The sequence below is a fragment of the Paenibacillus sp. FSL R7-0333 genome, from assembly GCF_038000365.1.
GTDB lineage: Bacteria > Bacillota > Bacilli > Paenibacillales > Paenibacillaceae > Paenibacillus_AQ > Paenibacillus_AQ silagei.
On the sequence record NZ_JBBOBZ010000001.1, the window covers coordinates 7276022 to 7292806 of the forward strand.

Genomic DNA, 16785 nt, shown 5'->3' on the forward strand with positions numbered 1-16785 from the left:
GCAAGCACTACGAAGTGAAATAGGCTACATTTCTGAACTTCATTACGTAGGCTTGCCATTCATTGAAATCGGCATGATATTCATCAATCCCACCTTGCTGTGTATCCCATGTCGCTGTTTTCTCTGCAAGCTTGGCTAGAAGTCTTTGCAGCCGGAGATGGACCGGGACCCAAAAACGGAGCTCAACAATAGGCTCAGGTAGTTGTGATATATATTGCACCAGAAATTGCAGACTCTCTAGGAACAGCCGGCTTCGGCGATACGTTTCAATAAAGAAAACAATCTGGATTTGTGCCACATGCGTATCCTTGTATTGGTTCTCCGCAGTCCCGCAAATGTAACCAATCGCCCCGACAACTTCATCCTCATCGTTGAAACACAAGATAGCTTCTTTTTGCATTAGAACAGAGCTTGCCAGAAAACTCAGCGAGATTGAAAAAGGATAAGGCAGATTTAGTTCATTGTAATGTTCCAATAGAAATATCATGTATTTATCCTGATAACTCTCTGAACTGCAGACTTGAAAGTAATAGCTCATCTGATTAATCAACTCCTTGCATTATGTAGATCTGTTCTTTTTCTTACTTATCGGATGAATGTTGTCCCACAAGAAAAAGCTGCCCGAAAGTCCAAAGACTTAGGTGCAGCTCTTCCCGTACCGAATGCTTATTTCGCAGGCGCTGTTCTCACTTGCTCACTATTCACAAGTAGGTTCACTACAATTTGTAGCGGTCCCCTGCCGCCTTTGTCATTAAATCCGCTTCTTGGTGGAAACATATATGTCACTCCTTCCCTCTTCATTTTCAGTTACTCATTGCTTACTTCGACATTTTATTACATTCCAGTCCACACATACATACCTAAAAAGGGGTATCTTTCACTTTTGGATGATAACTCGTGACTCTTCAACCCCGCCGTTTTTTAGTCTTTTGTAGATGTTTAGATAGTGGTATCAAAATATTCACTGGGCAAGTCATCTATGTTTTCCATAGACATTTGTTGTATGTTCCCGGTCAATCTGTTCTCCTGACCTAGAAGATGCAATTCATCCTTCCAAAATATGGATCAGCTACTTCATCCCATCCTGCTTTGTTGATCTCAAGCATTTCTTTTTGATCTTGCATGACTTCCCCTCCTTTTGCACTCTTTCATTGCGTTAAATTCTTTACATTCGAAAATCCCGTGCTATTATCCTCTGTCAGAGTTACAGCTATTTTTGTTATACCTTCAGGGACTTTCCCCATGTCGAAATTAATTTTATGAACTTTTGTATTGCCCACTTTCTCGGATGGTAAAAGAGTAGCTACACCCGTTGTTTATGGATGAAACTTTCCATATAATTGACCTTACTTGAGCGGGTATACTCTATGTATATCACAGTAAAGATGGAACGCTAGAGGAGGCAGCGCCTGTATGGAGAACCATGATTTTTCATCCGCACTGGGGGAATTTATCAAATCGCGCAGACATCGGCTTCAGCCTGAACATGCGGGAATCAAGCCCTTGCCTGGCCGAAGACGTACTCCGGGACTTCGAAGGGAAGAAGTCGCCTATCTGGCCAATGTCAGCGTAACTTATTATACCTGGCTAGAACAGGGACGGGAGAGGAATCCTTCCCCGGAAATCTTGTCCAACATCAGCCAAGCGCTGCAACTGGATGCAGACGAGCGGAAGCACTTATTCGACCTGGCCGCACCTGATCCAATCAGCTTCAGCATGACCCGGAGTTCAGAACAACCCGATACCGGATTTTTGCAAAACCTTGTGGATCAAATGCGTTATCCTTCTTTCATTGCCAATGAGTTTGCCGATATGATCGTCTGGAATCGGGGAGCGGAGCTCGTTGTCGCGGACTTCAGCCGATTGCCGGAAAGCGAACGAAACATGGTGACGCTGGTATTTCTGGATCCGGAGTACCCCAAGAGGCTTGACAACTGGGAAGAATTTGCCCGTTTCATGACGGCGTTAATCCGGGCAGGCTTCGACAGCAACAAAAACAATCCCCTATACATGGAACGATATGAGCGTCTTAGACAGAATAGCGAAGACTTCATACGGTTGTGGGAGTGGCATGAGATCCGGCAAAAAAGCTCTGCCCCGGTCCATTATCTCCTTCCAGGCGGACAGGAATTGTCATTCACGATCCATTGCGCGGCCCTCGACAATAATCCGGGACTGCAATGGTGCTTCTTCGTTCCTACACCCGGTTCGGGAACGGAAGAGCGGCTAGCGGACCTGCTGAAGCAAGACGCCGAAGGGCGGCCGCAAGCTTAGCCTGTTAGTTCCGTTAATAGTAAAGAGGCACAGTGGTTAGCCCCTTCTATCGTTGGTATGATCATTACCATATCAAGACGAGGGGGCTGTGTCATGAATACATATTCATATCAGGGCAAGCTGGCAGTGGTCACCGGGGCTTCATCCGGAATTGGCGAAGTGTATGCCGGGGCGCTGGCGGCACGAGGCAGCCATGTCGTACTAGCTGCACGCTCAGAAAAGAAACTGCAAGCATTGGCCGGCGAAATTCAACGTAAGCACGGGGTGCAGGCCTATGCCCTGCCCTGCGATTTGTCCAAAGCAGGTGCCCCGCGCCAGCTGGCCGAATCCATTGTAGCGCTCGGCCTAACGGTAGATATTCTAATTAATAACGCAGGCATTGGCACGCATGGCCGCTTTGAGGAGATCGATCCAGAGCGCGAGCAAGCGGAAATTATGCTGAACACTGCGGCTCTTGTCGACCTGACGCATCATTTTCTGCCCGGCATGCTGGAACGCAAGGACGGAGTCGTCGTCAACGTGGCTTCAATGGCCGCATTTGCACCTTGCGCCTATTCGGCTGTCTACGGTGCAACCAAGGCTTTCGTGTTATCTTTCTCCGAAGCGTTGTGGGCCGAAACCCGTGGACGCGGGGTGCGCGTCCTTACCCTTTGCCCAGGTGCGACGGATACAGGCTTTTTCGATGCTGTCGGCAGCAGGGACATGGCGGCGGGTAGCACATTGTCCACTCCAGAGAAAGTCGTTCAAGCCGGATTTCGCGGGATCGACAAAGGCAGCAGTTATATCGTCGACGGGAGAAATAATCACTTGGCCGCTCAGATGGGCCGTTTTCTTCCCCGGCACAGGGCAGCTATGCTAATGGAACGTATCTCGCGCCCCAAAGAACATTGAGGAACCCAATTTAGATGCCATTCTCACGCGTTGTTCACCGTAATGTATCTAAGCACAAAGTACGGTTTGACTCCAAGGGTTACATATCTATATGAACAAAAGCCCCCTAGCAAGCGAAATTGAAGGGTAATATTAGATATAAAGGAGTGTCCGCACTTAGAGGGTGTCCCAGCCATTTCATGGCTTATGGGACACCCTCTTTTAAAAACAATAAAACTATATATATCTAACGAATATATATTGACTTGATATATATCTAAGTGATATATTGTGATCGTGATATACAAATTTCCCTACCCTATAAGGAGGCCAAATTTTGAACAGTCAGGATGTTATTTTAGGCATACTTATGAAAGAAGCGTCGACTGGGTACCAAATAAAACAGTCATTAGAAAATGTATTCTCTAATTTCTATAGTTCCAGTTATGGAACGATCTATCCCACTCTTGCCCGAATGGAAAAGGAGGGGTTAATCACTAAGGAAAATGTGCTCCAGAACGGTAAGCCTAATAAGAATCTTCTAACTATAACGCCTAAAGGCAGAGAATGTTTTAACGCCTATTTACTAGGCCCGCTAGAAGGAGACAGCATCAGGAAATCTGATTTTATGATGAGGCTTTATTTTGGTGAATTCGTCGGATATGACAAGGTGATTGTGTGGTTGAAGCAAGCCCAAGAGGCATCAAACACCAAATTAGATCAATTACTTGAGCAATATTCGCTTTATAAAGATGAAATGCATCCAGCACAGATCATCTGCATCCAAATCGGGATAGAAGAATACAAGGCTAAACTTACAACCATTGCTGAGGGATTGGTAAGCCTGGAGAAGTTAGTGCAAGAGCAGAATTTATAGGAGGAATGGTTATGAATACAATTTTTATCACGGGAGCTTCATCAGGCATTGGAAGAGCTACAGCAAAGCATTTTGCTGAAAGAGGATGGAACGTAGTGGCCACGATGCGTTCACCTGAACAAGAAACTGAGTTTATTACACTGGATAATGTGTTAGTGCTAAAGCTTGATGTTGAAAAAGAACCTACTATCCAAACTGCGTTAGCAGAAGCGATTGAGCGGTTCGGTACTATTGATGTTCTTCTCAACAATGCTGGATATGGAACAATGGGTCTAATAGAAGCCGCTACGGAGGAGCAGATTAGAAGACAGTTTGAAGTGAACGTTTTTGGTCTGATCCGTATGACTAAAGCCATGCTGCCACATTTCCGATCTAATCAAAAAGGGATGCTAATCAACATCTCTTCGATGGGTGGGAAAGTGACCTTCCCTACGATGTCTTTGTATCATTCGTCCAAATTTGCAGTGGAGGGTTTTTCTGAGTCCGTATCTTATGAATTAGCATCACAAAACATCAAAGTAAAGTTGATTGAACCCGGTGCTATTCATACGGACTTTGGTGGAAGATCCATGGAATTCTTTTATAATGATGATTTAACAGACTACAAGCTATTTACTGCTGCGTTTCGGGCTAAATTGGGTGATATGGAAAAACAACCGGCCTACGCCTCGCCTCCAGAAATGGTTGCCGAAACCATATACCAAGCGGCCACAGACGGTACAAGTCAATTCCGGTACATCGTCGGAGATGATGCAAAGATGCTCATTCAGATGAAAGAAAATACGGATGAAGAAGAGTATTTAACTAATATCGCCCAGCATTTTTCTTGAAAAGAGAATATTTAAATAGTAGCTGTAAAAGAGCCTGCACTAATATCAAAGTGGCGGCTCTTTTTACTATGCTTTTATCGGGCATACATTTCTTTGATTTTCTCCTTTACCACTAAGTCCTGGATCGTTAAACCTAAAGTGAGCAGCATTCTCACATCCTGCAAATAGGTAACCACCCCTTCTAAATCAACCATTAATTTATGTTTGCTATAAACCAAGGTTCATAGTTCAAAATAAAAACCCGTCAGCCTCCAATTCCTTAAGCTGCGCGCTGAGAACCTTGTACGTCACCGCTCCGATCGGGGTGACTTACCTGGCATTTCCGGAACAGTGGGTAGAGGTTCGGGCTGTGGCGCATGTAGGTCAAGAAAAAAGAGGGGGCCTCCTAACCTTTGATCGCAAATACGATGGCGCGGGGCTAAGTCGTCGGGTATTGAGGATGGTCCTTAAAACCGTTAGCTTATCTTACCCCCGCCTAATGTGATCGACGTTCCGGTTCATCAGATGCCGAACCACCCTGCTATAGATTATTTTCTTGAACGGGCTGAGCCCTTGCGGATGAGCCGTGAAGAAGGCATCGGGGCTGTCGTAAATCCCGAAATCCTGAACGATTCCTTCTTTTTGCACGTAGGTATCATTTTCATTCCAATAAATTTGCGGATTTTGAAAATTATCTGTTGCAGCGCCATATCCGCAGAAGGAACCCGTACATTGTTCGAATTTTTGCTGAAGCTTGGTCAAATAAGGAACGTCCAGTATGAATCCCTCAATATTCAACCACTTATCCTCATATAGCACTTCAACCCAGCTATGAATGATCTCCCGGGGAGACAACTGGTAATACCACCCTTTCATGGCCCCCTTTTGCAGCTTCTTATCAATCGCGAATCCATGCATACGGCAAGGCACGCCCACAGCCCTAAGCAATGCCATAAACAGCACACCCTTTGTATTACACTGGCCGTAGCCATCCTGCAAGACTTCCGAGGCCGGAATATCGTCCGCCCGGTTGTAGCCGAATCGGATTTCGTCACGAACGTAGTTATAGATGCCGAGAATCTGTTCCTTCCTGGACATCGAATCCCACCGGCGGCTGTGAACAATTTGCTGGATCAACGGGTGAGCATAGTTCAGCAATTCCGTTTCCTTCAAGTATGCACTCATGGAACACACCTCCTGCACCCATTGTAAGGTCAATGCAGGCTGGAAACTTTTAAAAAGACGCTATCTTTACGGATATCCTTCGCCGTCATGCCCAGCAACTGCTTGCTGGTGGCAGCTAAGTGGGACGGACTGTCAAAGCCTGCGGCCATCGCCGCATCCGTAATGCTAAGCCCCTCAAAAATCAAATAGGTTGCCTTCTGAAGCTTGTGCAGCACCATGTACCCGCTAAGCGATATGCCAGTATTTTCTTTAAAGAGATGCGACAATCTGCTGTTAGATAAACCTAACTGCCGGGCGTAATGACTGACGGAGTGTTCGGAGTCGGTGCAATCTTTGAGGAGCTGAATAAGCTCTCTGATTCTCAGATCAACAATAGTGGGTTTCACCTGCTCTACACCTAATAGCCTCATAAGTTGTTCCAGAAAAGAACGATAGCTGTCCGGGTCCTTAACGCCGGCATACTCCTTTTGCACCAATGCACGGATACTCCTCATCACTTCATGCGGGAACACATGGTACTGCTGCCCCTCCAGAACCCGCTTAAAGCTCGCAGCCATGTCAGAGGTGCTGTCGATCAGAAGAAGCATTAGCGGATGTCCCGCTTCTTTTAACCGGTGAACGACGTTAGAATTGATAATGATCCCTGGACAACGCAAGCTTAGCCCCGCCACCTCAATGTCAAATTCGCCCGTTAATGAGATCGTCACCTGTAAAAAAGAATGCCGGTGCTCTTCCGCATCAATCGAATCTGACACCACCATCAAGTGATGCTCCGCTCCATATAAATTCATCATGTTCGAATCACTCCAGGCTTAGCTCTTTGTAGTATGATTTATATATTCTATACCAGCATGTTTATTATAAACAGAGGTGAACCGAGAATATGTTCTTACAAAAAGAAGTAGTACATACCAGTAAGGATAAGTATTTGGCGCTTAGAGGATCTTAACCTAGCTGCTGTCCAAGGAGTTAGAATAAGACATTTATTAACACATACTCATGGACTTAAAAATAATCATGAAAAACTTTTTCTTTTTGTAAGTGCCCGTGAATTGGCATATTGGGGTTACCTTCACTTGAACCGTGGACTCGTTAATGGACAACAGCTTGTTCCAAAAGAGGTTATAGAACAAGCTACAACTAATCAAAGCCCAGCAAATCTTGGTGCTACATTGCCTAGGAATGGTTTCGCTTGGTGGATTCAGGATAAGCCTAGAGCTATTTCTGAAATAGGAAACACACTCCCGCTCGGGTCCTATCAAATACTAGGACTAACTGGCTGTGCCTGTTTGGTTATTCCTGAACATCGGATAGTCGCGGTTAGAATGTACAATCAAACAGGTCCAAATCCACCAGGGCACGACTACTTAGAGGATATTAAGGCATTTGGAGACAAAGTCTTATCGTGTACTTTGAATTCGGCCTCTTTATACGTCTAACCCCTTCCCGCCAACGGGACGGAGTCTAACCTGTTCTGCGCCTGCGATTAAAGGACGTGCGCGTTGAATGGCGGCCAACACTTCTTCGTTCTTGAGAGAGCCGGCATGAGCCTCTCCATCGCTCCACAGCTCCGTGACCCAGATCGTATCGGGATCATCTGCGGATTCATTGATAATATAGAGCTCACAGCCCGCCATATCCTTCAAGCTACGCGAAGCTTCCAGCAGCAATGAAACAAGTTCATCCCGTTTCCCGGGGCTGGCCGTCAATTTTCCGTACATCGCAAATTTGCTCATACCCACTCTTCATCCCTTCTGATCCTCTGATTTTATTTGCATCGCTTCGTAGTGTTTAAACATTTCGAGGCTGACCTCAGCCATTCGATCGATTAGTATTTGCGGCTCAAGTATCTTGAGTGACTTCCCATACGGAAGAAGAAAGTACGGAACATACGTCTGCAGCGACAGTTCCCCCAGCTTAAAAAGAGCTTCGCCGGGCTGCCTGCGTTCGATCAGCGCATGACCGAACAGCCAATGCTTGCATAGCTCGTTAAGCGCATGTTCGTGTCCCTGAAGCCTTACGGTGACTAGCGTCTCAGCTTCGAGCGAATCCGGAAGTAAAGAATGCAAGAGGAAATCCCTCGCGGAAAAGGCAGCTGGACGTTCGAAGCGGGTATCCGCCGCCTCCAAACGGATAATGCGATCCACCCGGAAGCTTCGGATCTCTTGCCGCAACCGGCAAAACCCTGCAACGTACCATAGTCCCTTCCAATGCACGATGCCGTAGGGGTCGAGGACTCGATGGCTTGGAGTAAGCTCCGGTCCTTTGGCATAGTCCATGTTCAGCGACTCTCCCCAGGCTATGGCCTCCTCTAACCGTCTGAGCAATTCAATTTCTCTCGCGTCCGTGGGTGTTTGGATGACGGCAAGCCCGCTGCTATGTCTATTAATCCGCTCAAGCTGCTCTTCATTCGTGTATCGCTTCAGCTTATCGACCGCTCGGGAAAGCGCATCCGTGAACGGATAGCCCGCTTCCCGTGCGAAGACGGATGCATGTACGAGCGCCTTCTGCTCTTCGGAATCGAAGAGCAGCGGAGAATCAACGAATTCACCGAGAAGCCGGTAACCGCCGTTCGGACCGGCATCGGCAATAATCGGGGCTCCGCTCGCGCACAATGAATCAATGCACCGGTATACAGTGCGAACATGAATCTCCAAATCGTCCGCAAGCTGCTGCGCCGTCACCCGCTTACCCGAACGAAGCAACCATAGTATGGACAGCATATTATCCGCTTTTGACAAACCGTTCTTCACTCCCTAGACCATTTATTTCATTGTAAAGGAACTTAGATCAGAGGCGCTATCCCTTTCTCGACCCAAGTATCGTAAGTTGGACCGTAAACATTAGGCGTTCGAAGTCCGGCCTGGCGCATGAGAACGGTCATCTGTCCGCGATGATGCGCTTGGTGCATAATCGTATAACGAAGGGAGCTTCCGTTCAGCCAGGCTTCCTTCTCAATCATGACCGACTCGCGCAAGGATTCGTCATTCCACTGCGTTCGAACCGCGTTCAGCAGATTCTTGCTGATCCGCCGATACTCCGAAGCTATAAATGCAGCAGAATCCGGAGCTTCTTCGCCTCTGGAGGGAGCTTCGAACGCGAGCCCCAAAGATGTCATGTAGTGCAGCGATCGAACCAGATGCCAGGAGATTTGTCCCAGCGTTCGCCGGCCTTCGATAATCTCCTGTCCAAGAGAATCATCCGTAAGTGCATCCAGTACGGAAGCGGTTAGTTCCGCCTCGCTAGTCCATTCCGCAGTAAAGTCTTCAATTTTCGTAAACATTTTTGTTCCTCCAGTCCATTATTGACTAACACTCGACAAGCATACAAAAAAAACACTGACAGTTACGGTCAGTGTTTTTGACTCACCCTGAAATTTTTTTGAAGTAACTGATATACAGCATGAAACCTTAGTAAATGGTACTCACAAAGCTTATGACTGAGACAATTTGCCGGTGAATCAGCTCGCTCATCTGAAATCCGTAACACATCGAGAGAAAAGACATAGCCGTAAGGCGCTCATCCTGTCTAGCGATCACTTTTTTCTTCTGCAGGCGTTCAAAATATTCAACCAGCAAGGAGTGCAGCTTCACTGGCGGATCATCCAAAAACCCCGCGTCAAATTTTTTGAAGTCGCAGCTGGCGTCTTTGCCGGTATTTCGCCGTATCGCGGTATCGGTGGGGCTAATGCCGGGTTCATCAACAAGGGTGAAGGGCTGGTGTATGACACGTTTTTCGATTTGTTCCATGCACGGGAAATGCGGGAGGCTTATAAGGAAGTAAGCAACGGCGGCTCTCCCGCATATGTAGTGAACTCGCACTATAACAGTGATCATGCCTGGGGAAACAAAGTGTTTGAAGATGCTTGCATTATTATGCACAAGGAAGCCTCCAGAGAGCGTCTCACCGAGAATATCAGCTGGATGGACAACGTCATCAGAAGAGGGAACTCTCAATTGGGTTAAAGTGCTTGATCGCATTATTGATGAAATTAAACCCGAGATCGTTGTTCCAGGACATGGCGCCATCTGCGGCCTGGACTTCGTGAAGGAGCAGAGGGACTACCTCCTGAACCTGATGTATCCAACTTGTAAAAGTTACGGAAAATCGAGCTCATCATCGATGACACGGAATATCTCCCTGCTCCGCGCCGGATACCGGGCATCCAGCTTCTCCCACTGCCGTTTCGGTAAAATCAAAAATTCATGCGTATCGGAAAAATATGAGGCCTCAAACAGCCGGATTTCGTATTTATCCCCGACCAGCTCCTGAAAACCGCGAATCGTGATATAGCGATCATTCCCGGTAAAGGTAAGCGCAATCGAATGCAGTTGTCCATTGTAGGTAACGTCCAGTCCTTTGTCCGTTGATGTCACCTCAACCGTTTCATCTGGAAGCCGTTTACCGAACAACCGGACGATCTCCTCATCCTCTTCTCGCCAATCTACAATGACGCTGTACGCAAAAGTAAACTGCTCAAGCTGTTGCCCATCTCCTTCGAATAGCAATGTCAGTTCGCTGTCGCTTGGCATCTTCATCCTAGTATCCTCCCTGTGTTCATTCAATTAAAATACTATATAGATAGAGAATAACCTTGTTGATCAGGACCAAACCAGATGTTCTACAACTTGGTAGAATCTTATTGTAAGATTGCCGGTCGTCTCACCTGTTGTTTTGAACAAGCATACTGTTAAAAAGCCAGCGAAAGTTCCATCTGAAATACTGGGGCAGATGCCAATCCTCATACCCTTTTAATACACCTTGCTCCAGCCAGTAAGACTCTGATTGCCCGCTTGTTACAGCTCCAGCAACATAAGCGATCATTTTCTCCAAAAAGTGTATGACATCTGTGATGCGATCTGAATTAGAGATATCTCCGTGCCCCGGAACGACAGTGTCGATCTTGAGATCTTGCTGCATGCGTTTAAGGATGCGTATCCAGGCGTACGGATTACCGTAGGGGATGACCGGAATGGTCTTAGCCGATACCAAATCACCTGCAATCAAAGTCCGCTCCTCTGGAACGTACACCACGGCATCACTTAAAGAATGACCGCCTCCGTAAGACAACACTTCGATGGTTCGCTTTGTTCCCCGAATCACGAGTTTATCATCAAAGGTTATCTTGGGGATCACCCTGCGCAGGGAAGGGATCGTATCATACAGCGCACGCTGCACGGAAAGATCATAGCCGATTTCAGTGAGCATATGAGGATCTCTTTCCTGTGAACGCATGTGATCTAGACTAGTTATTAACCTGCGAATGTTTTGTTGCATGGCATCAATATTCCCTTCACCCATATCAGCAAGCAAATCTCTTGTCCACACAGTAGATATCAATTCGCTGCTCATAAATTCCTGATTGCCGTTGACATGATCTCCATGGAAATGTGTATTCACTACATATTTGACCGGTTTGTTCGTTAATTGTTCGGCAGTAATACGTAACAAAGCAGCAGAATGCGGCAGATTGGTGGTATCCACTACCACGGTTAAATCTCCAAGATCAATAATGGCTGCATTCCCCAGAGAGCCGCTGCCTGGAACCGAAATAGCCCCCCAGACACCCTCCGAAGCTTGCTGAATCGTGAAATATTCGTTGTTCATTGTGACACCCCTTTAGTGTTTGTTCCTGCATTCGAATGAGTAACATTAACTTACAAGTTAGAGTCAACTGGAAGTCAAGAGCTTATTCAGTACAAGGCTGGGGCGAATGTACACATTGGCTTTGAGCTAACTAAAGGCTGTATAATATCTTTCAATATCAGCTTTCATAAAGGAGGAACAGAAATCCGATGCTCACCATCAGTCAAGTGTCAGAACAAACAGGACTAACTCCGTATACCATTCGTTATTATGAAAAAATCGGCGTACTACATGAACCCATGCGTAGCAATGGAGGGGCACGTGTCTACCAAGAAAGCGAGGTTATCTACATTCAATGTCTAAATAAACTTAAAAAATTGGGTTTATCGCTTGAGGAGATTACGGAATTTACTCGTGAGGGCTGTGTCATGGATAAAATTCAACAAGGGGAGAAACCTTCTACTTATAGTCCAACTTTAAAAAAGCGGATTGAAATCCTTGAGCAGCATCTGATGGAACTGGAATCCAAGCGGCAAGAAATTGATTACATGATTTCTCTCGCCACAGAGAAACTTACCCTATACCAAGAACTTACGAAAGAAGACATAGTGAATACTAGATAATCGCCTGTACAAATATACCCGCAGAAGCCCGTTTACGCATCGTTCCGACCGGAGTGTGGCTACCCTGCTCCTATCGTCGATATGCTGTAAATATAGGCTCCTGCGAGCTTGTCTTCGAATGACCGTCTTTCAAACTGCCTACACAATCTCTTTATTATAATGCCCTCTTGTGTCCGTTTCCGGATTAAAGACAGCATTACTCATTGAGCCGTTTAATTTGCCTGAGGCCATATGAATGACTTGCACAACCTGCTCTTTAGATTCAACGGTGAAGTTTAACCGGAGCGCCTCGATTCCTTTGAGGTCTGGCAGCTCATCCAGAAGATTAAGTGTCTTCCCATTAAGGAGTGTCGCTGTACAATCCTCATGGGAAAGGATAGGGAACGTTCCTTGTTCATCTTTTAACTCATAGCTTTTCGTTCTGCACACTCTGCATTGATTCATTTTTCGCATCGGACAATATTTGGTGAACATCAACGGAGACCTGCCATATACGATCATTTCCAGCGCAGGATAGCCGTCATTTTCTTCAACATAGGCATTCAATAAATCATCCATTTGGCTCTTATTCATTTCATAAGATAAAGTGACTCGCTTGGCACCTAACTTATATAGTTCATAGCAGCTAGTTGCATTAATAACGTTTAGAGAATAGTCCGTAACGAACGGATTGGTTCCTCGGTAGTGATGAATTCCGCCATATCCTCCGATCAGCAGCTGTCCTTCTTTTTCCTGATAATCGTTCTGATTTCTTCTAACCACATTGTCAAAATAGATTTCCGTAATTCCACAGCTCACGCAAACATCATACTGTTCCTGATTCGTTACAGAGGCCGTAAGGTATGGTGTTACAGGGTCGAAGCTTATTTTTTCTTTGGCAGACACAGTCTTGGTTCTTTTCTTCTGGCTGTTGAGCTTCAAGTCATATAAGCCCAGTACAATTTCTCTTCTTGCTGCATTTAACAGTTTGGCTGGAATAAACGCATTACCTTCCTCATAATCGACCTGATGAAGCTCGAATATCGTATCGTTTAATCTGGAGAATTGTTTAATGACCTGGTCCTTGGTGGTTGGGTTATTAATGGCTTCGCCTAATATTTCCTCACTTTCATAGGAATAATTAAAGCCTAAGCCCTCCGCCTTTATGACAAGCTTTGAATCTGGATATGCATATACGCTAAGATCTAGGTTGAACCGCTTAAATTCTTTTTCCAGTGACGCTTCTAATTCTTTGTGGTAGAAATAATCCTTCGTTTTATAGACTATATCTCCCGCAGACATCTTTTCTTTGACTTTGATATAGCAGACATCATCTGCTGTGTTGATTAAGTCGCCGTCTTTGTTGTATAGCTTGGCAACCGTTAAATTAACATCTTCATTGTTATGGCTTATCCGGATTGTATCATTTTGATTTAAAGTACGTGTAAGTGTGATTTCATACCTGTCCTTCTCAATCCTGCTAATGGTTCCAATCTCATAACCAAAGTGATTAGGTCTTGAGATGTTTGTAATATTCCTCCGGTCTTCGTGGAACAAATATCCTTTAGTAAAGGTCCGATTGAATGTCTTCTTCAGATTTTCTTTATCTGCTTCGGTGATTTTATGATCTAAAGCCCTGCGATATTTGGATACCACATTAGCCACATACGTAGGCACTTTCATTCGGCCTTCTATTTTTAAAGAATCGATTTCTTTTAAATCGTCGATATAATCGATGGTGTTTAAGTCCTTAGTAGATAGAATATAGCTTTTCCCTAAAGAGGTATCTGTTGTCTTATCGATTAGTTCGTATTCCTTACGGCATGAACCCACACATCTTCCGCGATTGGCGCACCGAAAGCCGCTTAATCCTGACATTAGACAATTTCCTGAATAAGATACACATAAAGCACCGTGAACGAAAATTTCTAAAGGGATGTCAGCTACTCTTTTGATCTCTTTGACTGTTTCAATCTTAACCTCACGGGACAGAACCACTCTTTTCGCACCAAGTTCTTTGAATAATAAAGTTCCGTCTACATCGTCTATTCCCATCTGAGTGGAACAATGTGCTTCCATATCATGAAAGTTTTTAACAATATAATCGAAGGCCGTCAGGTCCTGGACGATAATGCCATCCACGCCGATTTCATTTAATTCGCGGATCTGCTCTTTCATCTCTTCCACTTCGTTTTCGAACACGATGGTATTCATGGCAACATAGATTTTAACGTCCCTCAGATGCGCATACGTAACAGCCTCTTTTAACGATTCTACATCAAAATTAGATGAATAGGCGCGTGCACCAAATTTTTGCATGCCTAAGTATACTGCATCACAACCATTAGATATTGCAGCTTTCAAAGCTTCCATATTTCCTGCTGGCGCTAATAATTCAGTCATAAATGATCCTTACCTCCTACTTCAAATAACCGCTCAAAATCAGCACCATTAATCATAGAATAAGAGCTACACTTAAGCTACGGCAAATAGCACAAACCAATGGTTTGCAGCTTGTTACGGATATATGGACGGAATCGGAATGGCCATATGATCGCTCTCTACAATAGTTACGGTGTAGGATAAATCTCAGCAAGCTCCGCTTTTTTCAACTTCTCCATGAGTGTATCTACGGCCTTCATTACCTCTTCTGGCTGATGGTGCGGAATCATATGCGCCGCTGTGGGCAGTACCTTAAGCTCAGCATGAGGTAGTGCGCGGTTAAGCTTAAAGCTATGCTCCCTCGTCGGGAAAGGATCCCGTTCGCCAACCAGTATAACTGCTGGAAGCTGTATCTGGGAATATCGTTGCTTCATATATTCTGCCGCCGGGACAAATTGAAGCACATCCTCCCGGTTCGCTCTGAATTGCGCTGGTCTCAGCCATAAGGCATAGACCTCGTCCTCGTAATCCGCCGGAACGGGCTCCGGCGCAAAGGTGGCCTTCATTATGCTCCGCACCATGATTTTGCCCACCAAGGGGAACAAAATGTTCATCATCACATGTCCCACAACAGGCATCATCACCAACCGGGAGAGGGGATCTCCCTTTTCAGCCGGATACCCTTCCTTATACATCCCGCCCGCCACCGTGACCACCCCTGCCACTTGATCGGGATATAAGGACGCATACGTCAACACCAATAGCGCGCTCCAGGAATGGCCGACCAGAACCGGCTTCTCCACACCCATCTCCTTAAAAACCAGATGGAGCCATTGTACCTGATCCATAAGGGCAAACGGAGCCCTCCCGCTCTGCGGGCGCTGACTATAGCCGTATCCGGGGCGGTCGAGAGCCAGCGTGCGGTATCCTTTGGATGTCCCAAGCTTCATTACCTTACCAAAGTCATCACCGCGAAGGACACCCCCATGCAAGAAAACAATCGGCCTCCCTTCACCTTCATCCAGATAATGCACTGGAAGGCCATTGACCCTGACAAACTTCCCCGCCGGGGGGAACCGGCTCTCCCTTTTCTTGTAGCTATAACGGTTGTATAGATATACAACAAGTAACATCACCAACGCGATGATAACGATCAGCACAACAATCAGCCTCCCTCTAATTGTGATACTAACATACTATTAAGTACGTATAAGCTATAACATAGGGCTTCTATCTTCCCCCAGATGAAGCCCTAGTCTTTACGCTATGGTCAAGCTGCTCCAGAGTAATTGCGCCGTATCCCGTGCAATTTCCTCTATTCCTCTATCCCTAGGCTCCATGAGCAAGGGGAGCACAAGGCCGCTAAGAACTGTTTGCACGTATACAGCCAATGACTGCGCCTGCATATCTTTTCGGATAATCCCCTGCTCCTGGAGGTTTTGGAACAATTGAATGATGGTCTCGTTAAACATCTCGAACAGTCCACTAATCTTCTCCCGGGTCTCAGGTTCGCGGCTCAAGGTATACACATCAAAGAACAATAAGGACCGCCGCGGCAACAAAATAGATTCCTCTATATGCCTCTGCAGCCATGCAGCCAAGGCCTGCACCCGGTCCTTTGACTGAACAATCTCACGAATCTGCTTTGGAAGCGCCACCGTCTGCTGTTTCAGATTCCGCTCACACACAGCCAGGTACAAATCATCTTTGTTGGTGAAATGCCAGTACACCACGCTTTTTGTTTGCCCCGCTTCAAGTGCGACCTGATCCAGGGTTGCGCCGGAATACCCATGCCTGGCAAACACCTTAATCGCTGCATCCATCACCCGGGTTCGCGTATCGGAATGCAGCTTCCCTTGCTGCTCCTGCCAGCGGGATAGCAGCTCCTGCAGTTCTTCTTTGCTGCCCAGCTGTCTTCTCACAGTTGTCCAATGGACATCTGCTCTTTTGGCGATACTGGAGTAGCTGATCTGATCCAGGGGATACTGGGCAGCAAGCTCCTCAACAGCCCGCATAATTTTGTCATAACTGCTCATGGCGCACTCGTCCCTTTAATTACAAATATAATAAACGCATACTCATTAGTATGCGTTTATTATATTTACTATAGGGCTTTATGTCAATTTTGGGTGGGGATCGAATTGGAATTATAACAATACAGGAATCAATATGCTGTTTACACAGGCTAAAAAACTACATT

At 46.0% G+C, this 16785-nt stretch carries 18 protein-coding genes and 1 pseudogene; 7 read left to right on the plus strand and 12 right to left on the minus strand.

Annotated features, from left to right (window positions below):
- Positions 1 to 7: 7 nt before the first annotated feature.
- Entirely contained in the window at positions 8 to 538 is a 531-nt protein-coding gene (locus MKY86_RS31280) for a hypothetical protein (protein WP_076086570.1), read from the minus strand.
- A gap of 875 nt (positions 539 to 1413) precedes the next feature.
- Between MKY86_RS31280 and MKY86_RS31290 the strand changes: the two genes are divergently transcribed.
- The 4 genes from MKY86_RS31290 (at position 1414) to MKY86_RS31305 (ending at position 4851) form a co-directional block, all read left to right on the plus strand.
- Positions 1414 to 2274, plus strand: a complete 861-nt coding sequence (locus MKY86_RS31290; RefSeq protein WP_076086573.1) for a helix-turn-helix transcriptional regulator — start codon at positions 1414 to 1416, stop codon at positions 2272 to 2274.
- Between the two features lie 93 nt (positions 2275 to 2367).
- A complete protein-coding gene (locus MKY86_RS31295) occupies positions 2368 to 3165 on the plus strand; it encodes an SDR family NAD(P)-dependent oxidoreductase (protein ID WP_076086576.1) in 798 nt (265 codons plus the stop codon).
- 316 nt (positions 3166 to 3481) lie between these two features.
- On the plus strand, positions 3482 to 4021 hold the full coding sequence (locus tag MKY86_RS31300) for a helix-turn-helix transcriptional regulator (RefSeq protein WP_083685826.1): 540 nt from the start codon (positions 3482 to 3484) through the stop codon (positions 4019 to 4021).
- Positions 4022 to 4032: 11 nt separating this feature from the next.
- The gene (locus tag MKY86_RS31305) at positions 4033 to 4851 is read left to right on the plus strand and encodes an SDR family NAD(P)-dependent oxidoreductase (protein ID WP_083685827.1); all 819 of its coding nucleotides are present in this window, start codon (positions 4033 to 4035) and stop codon (positions 4849 to 4851) included.
- A gap of 465 nt (positions 4852 to 5316) precedes the next feature.
- Here MKY86_RS31305 and MKY86_RS31310 read toward each other — a convergent pair whose 3' ends face one another.
- Positions 5317 to 6015, minus strand: a complete 699-nt coding sequence (locus MKY86_RS31310) for a transglutaminase-like domain-containing protein (RefSeq protein WP_076086582.1) — start codon at positions 6013 to 6015, stop codon at positions 5317 to 5319.
- A gap of 29 nt (positions 6016 to 6044) precedes the next feature.
- On the minus strand, positions 6045 to 6809 hold the full coding sequence (locus MKY86_RS31315; RefSeq protein ID WP_076086585.1) for a helix-turn-helix domain-containing protein: 765 nt from the start codon (positions 6807 to 6809) through the stop codon (positions 6045 to 6047).
- A 180-nt stretch (positions 6810 to 6989) separates the two neighbouring features.
- On the opposite strand from MKY86_RS31315, the gene MKY86_RS31320 reads away from it, so the two are divergent.
- Positions 6990 to 7454 carry a serine hydrolase gene (locus MKY86_RS31320; protein WP_340827909.1) on the plus strand — a complete coding sequence of 155 codons (465 nt, stop codon included), beginning with the start codon at positions 6990 to 6992 and terminating at the stop codon, positions 7452 to 7454.
- On the opposite strand, the gene MKY86_RS31325 is transcribed toward MKY86_RS31320, so the two are convergent.
- The 4 genes and pseudogenes from MKY86_RS31325 to MKY86_RS31340 form a co-directional block, all read right to left on the minus strand.
- Positions 7443 to 7751 (minus strand): putative quinol monooxygenase, encoded by a 309-nt coding sequence (locus tag MKY86_RS31325; protein ID WP_076086602.1) that lies wholly within the window; start codon positions 7749 to 7751, stop codon positions 7443 to 7445. The two genes, MKY86_RS31320 and MKY86_RS31325, sit on opposite strands and share 12 nt — an antisense overlap.
- A 9-nt stretch (positions 7752 to 7760) precedes the next feature.
- A complete protein-coding gene (locus MKY86_RS31330) occupies positions 7761 to 8756 on the minus strand; it encodes a helix-turn-helix transcriptional regulator (RefSeq protein ID WP_076086591.1) in 996 nt (331 codons plus the stop codon).
- Between the two features lie 44 nt (positions 8757 to 8800).
- Entirely contained in the window at positions 8801 to 9298 is a 498-nt protein-coding gene (locus MKY86_RS31335) for a DinB family protein (RefSeq protein ID WP_076086594.1), read from the minus strand.
- A gap of 157 nt (positions 9299 to 9455) precedes the next feature.
- Positions 9456 to 9623: pseudogene (locus MKY86_RS31340) on the minus strand (TetR/AcrR family transcriptional regulator); the annotation flags it as partial.
- A 111-nt stretch (positions 9624 to 9734) separates the two neighbouring features.
- Between MKY86_RS31340 and MKY86_RS31345 the strand changes: the two are divergent.
- Positions 9735 to 9980, plus strand: a complete 246-nt coding sequence (locus tag MKY86_RS31345; protein WP_340827714.1) for an MBL fold metallo-hydrolase — start codon at positions 9735 to 9737, stop codon at positions 9978 to 9980.
- A gap of 132 nt (positions 9981 to 10112) precedes the next feature.
- On the opposite strand, the gene MKY86_RS31350 is transcribed toward MKY86_RS31345, so the two are convergent.
- Positions 10113 to 10553, minus strand: a complete 441-nt coding sequence (locus MKY86_RS31350; RefSeq protein WP_340827715.1) for a hypothetical protein — start codon at positions 10551 to 10553, stop codon at positions 10113 to 10115.
- 124 nt (positions 10554 to 10677) lie between these two features.
- Positions 10678 to 11622, minus strand: a complete 945-nt coding sequence (locus tag MKY86_RS31355; RefSeq protein WP_076083944.1) for an MBL fold metallo-hydrolase — start codon at positions 11620 to 11622, stop codon at positions 10678 to 10680.
- 188 nt (positions 11623 to 11810) lie between these two features.
- Between MKY86_RS31355 and MKY86_RS31360 the strand changes: the two genes are divergently transcribed.
- A complete protein-coding gene (locus MKY86_RS31360; protein WP_076083947.1) occupies positions 11811 to 12224 on the plus strand; it encodes a MerR family transcriptional regulator in 414 nt (137 codons plus the stop codon).
- A gap of 138 nt (positions 12225 to 12362) precedes the next feature.
- On the opposite strand, the gene MKY86_RS31365 is transcribed toward MKY86_RS31360, so the two are convergent.
- The 3 genes from MKY86_RS31365 to MKY86_RS31375 form a co-directional block, all read right to left on the minus strand.
- Positions 12363 to 14606, minus strand: coding sequence for a U32 family peptidase (locus MKY86_RS31365; protein ID WP_076083969.1), 2244 nt, complete (start codon positions 14604 to 14606; stop codon positions 12363 to 12365).
- A 167-nt stretch (positions 14607 to 14773) separates the two neighbouring features.
- Complete coding sequence (locus MKY86_RS31370; RefSeq protein WP_340827716.1) at positions 14774 to 15745, minus strand: alpha/beta fold hydrolase; 972 nt, start codon at positions 15743 to 15745, stop codon at positions 14774 to 14776.
- A 99-nt stretch (positions 15746 to 15844) separates the two neighbouring features.
- Positions 15845 to 16621, minus strand: a complete 777-nt coding sequence (locus MKY86_RS31375) for a TetR/AcrR family transcriptional regulator (protein ID WP_076083972.1) — start codon at positions 16619 to 16621, stop codon at positions 15845 to 15847.
- Between the last annotated feature and the right edge of the window lie 164 nt (positions 16622 to 16785).

What these genes read in the sequence shown, in the direction of transcription:
- MKY86_RS31350 (WP_340827715.1), bottom strand. Translation starts at nt 10,553, where the DNA reads ATGAAGATGCCAAGCGACAGCGAACTGACATTGCTATTCGAAGGAGAT.
- MKY86_RS31375 (WP_076083972.1), bottom strand. Translation starts at nt 16,621, where the DNA reads ATGAGCAGTTATGACAAAATTATGCGGGCTGTTGAGGAGCTTGCTGCC.
- MKY86_RS31305 (WP_083685827.1), top strand. Translation starts at nt 4,033, where the DNA reads ATGAATACAATTTTTATCACGGGAGCTTCATCAGGCATTGGAAGAGCT.
- MKY86_RS31295 (WP_076086576.1), top strand. Translation starts at nt 2,368, where the DNA reads ATGAATACATATTCATATCAGGGCAAGCTGGCAGTGGTCACCGGGGCT.
- MKY86_RS31335 (WP_076086594.1), bottom strand. Translation starts at nt 9,298, where the DNA reads ATGTTTACGAAAATTGAAGACTTTACTGCGGAATGGACTAGCGAGGCG.
- MKY86_RS31280 (WP_076086570.1), bottom strand. Translation starts at nt 538, where the DNA reads ATGAGCTATTACTTTCAAGTCTGCAGTTCAGAGAGTTATCAGGATAAA.
- MKY86_RS31325 (WP_076086602.1), bottom strand. Translation starts at nt 7,751, where the DNA reads ATGAGCAAATTTGCGATGTACGGAAAATTGACGGCCAGCCCCGGGAAA.
- MKY86_RS31315 (WP_076086585.1), bottom strand. Translation starts at nt 6,809, where the DNA reads ATGATGAATTTATATGGAGCGGAGCATCACTTGATGGTGGTGTCAGAT.
- MKY86_RS31290 (WP_076086573.1), top strand. Translation starts at nt 1,414, where the DNA reads ATGGAGAACCATGATTTTTCATCCGCACTGGGGGAATTTATCAAATCG.
- MKY86_RS31355 (WP_076083944.1), bottom strand. Translation starts at nt 11,622, where the DNA reads ATGAACAACGAATATTTCACGATTCAGCAAGCTTCGGAGGGTGTCTGG.
- MKY86_RS31365 (WP_076083969.1), bottom strand. Translation starts at nt 14,606, where the DNA reads ATGACTGAATTATTAGCGCCAGCAGGAAATATGGAAGCTTTGAAAGCT.
- MKY86_RS31310 (WP_076086582.1), bottom strand. Translation starts at nt 6,015, where the DNA reads ATGAGTGCATACTTGAAGGAAACGGAATTGCTGAACTATGCTCACCCG.
- MKY86_RS31360 (WP_076083947.1), top strand. Translation starts at nt 11,811, where the DNA reads ATGCTCACCATCAGTCAAGTGTCAGAACAAACAGGACTAACTCCGTAT.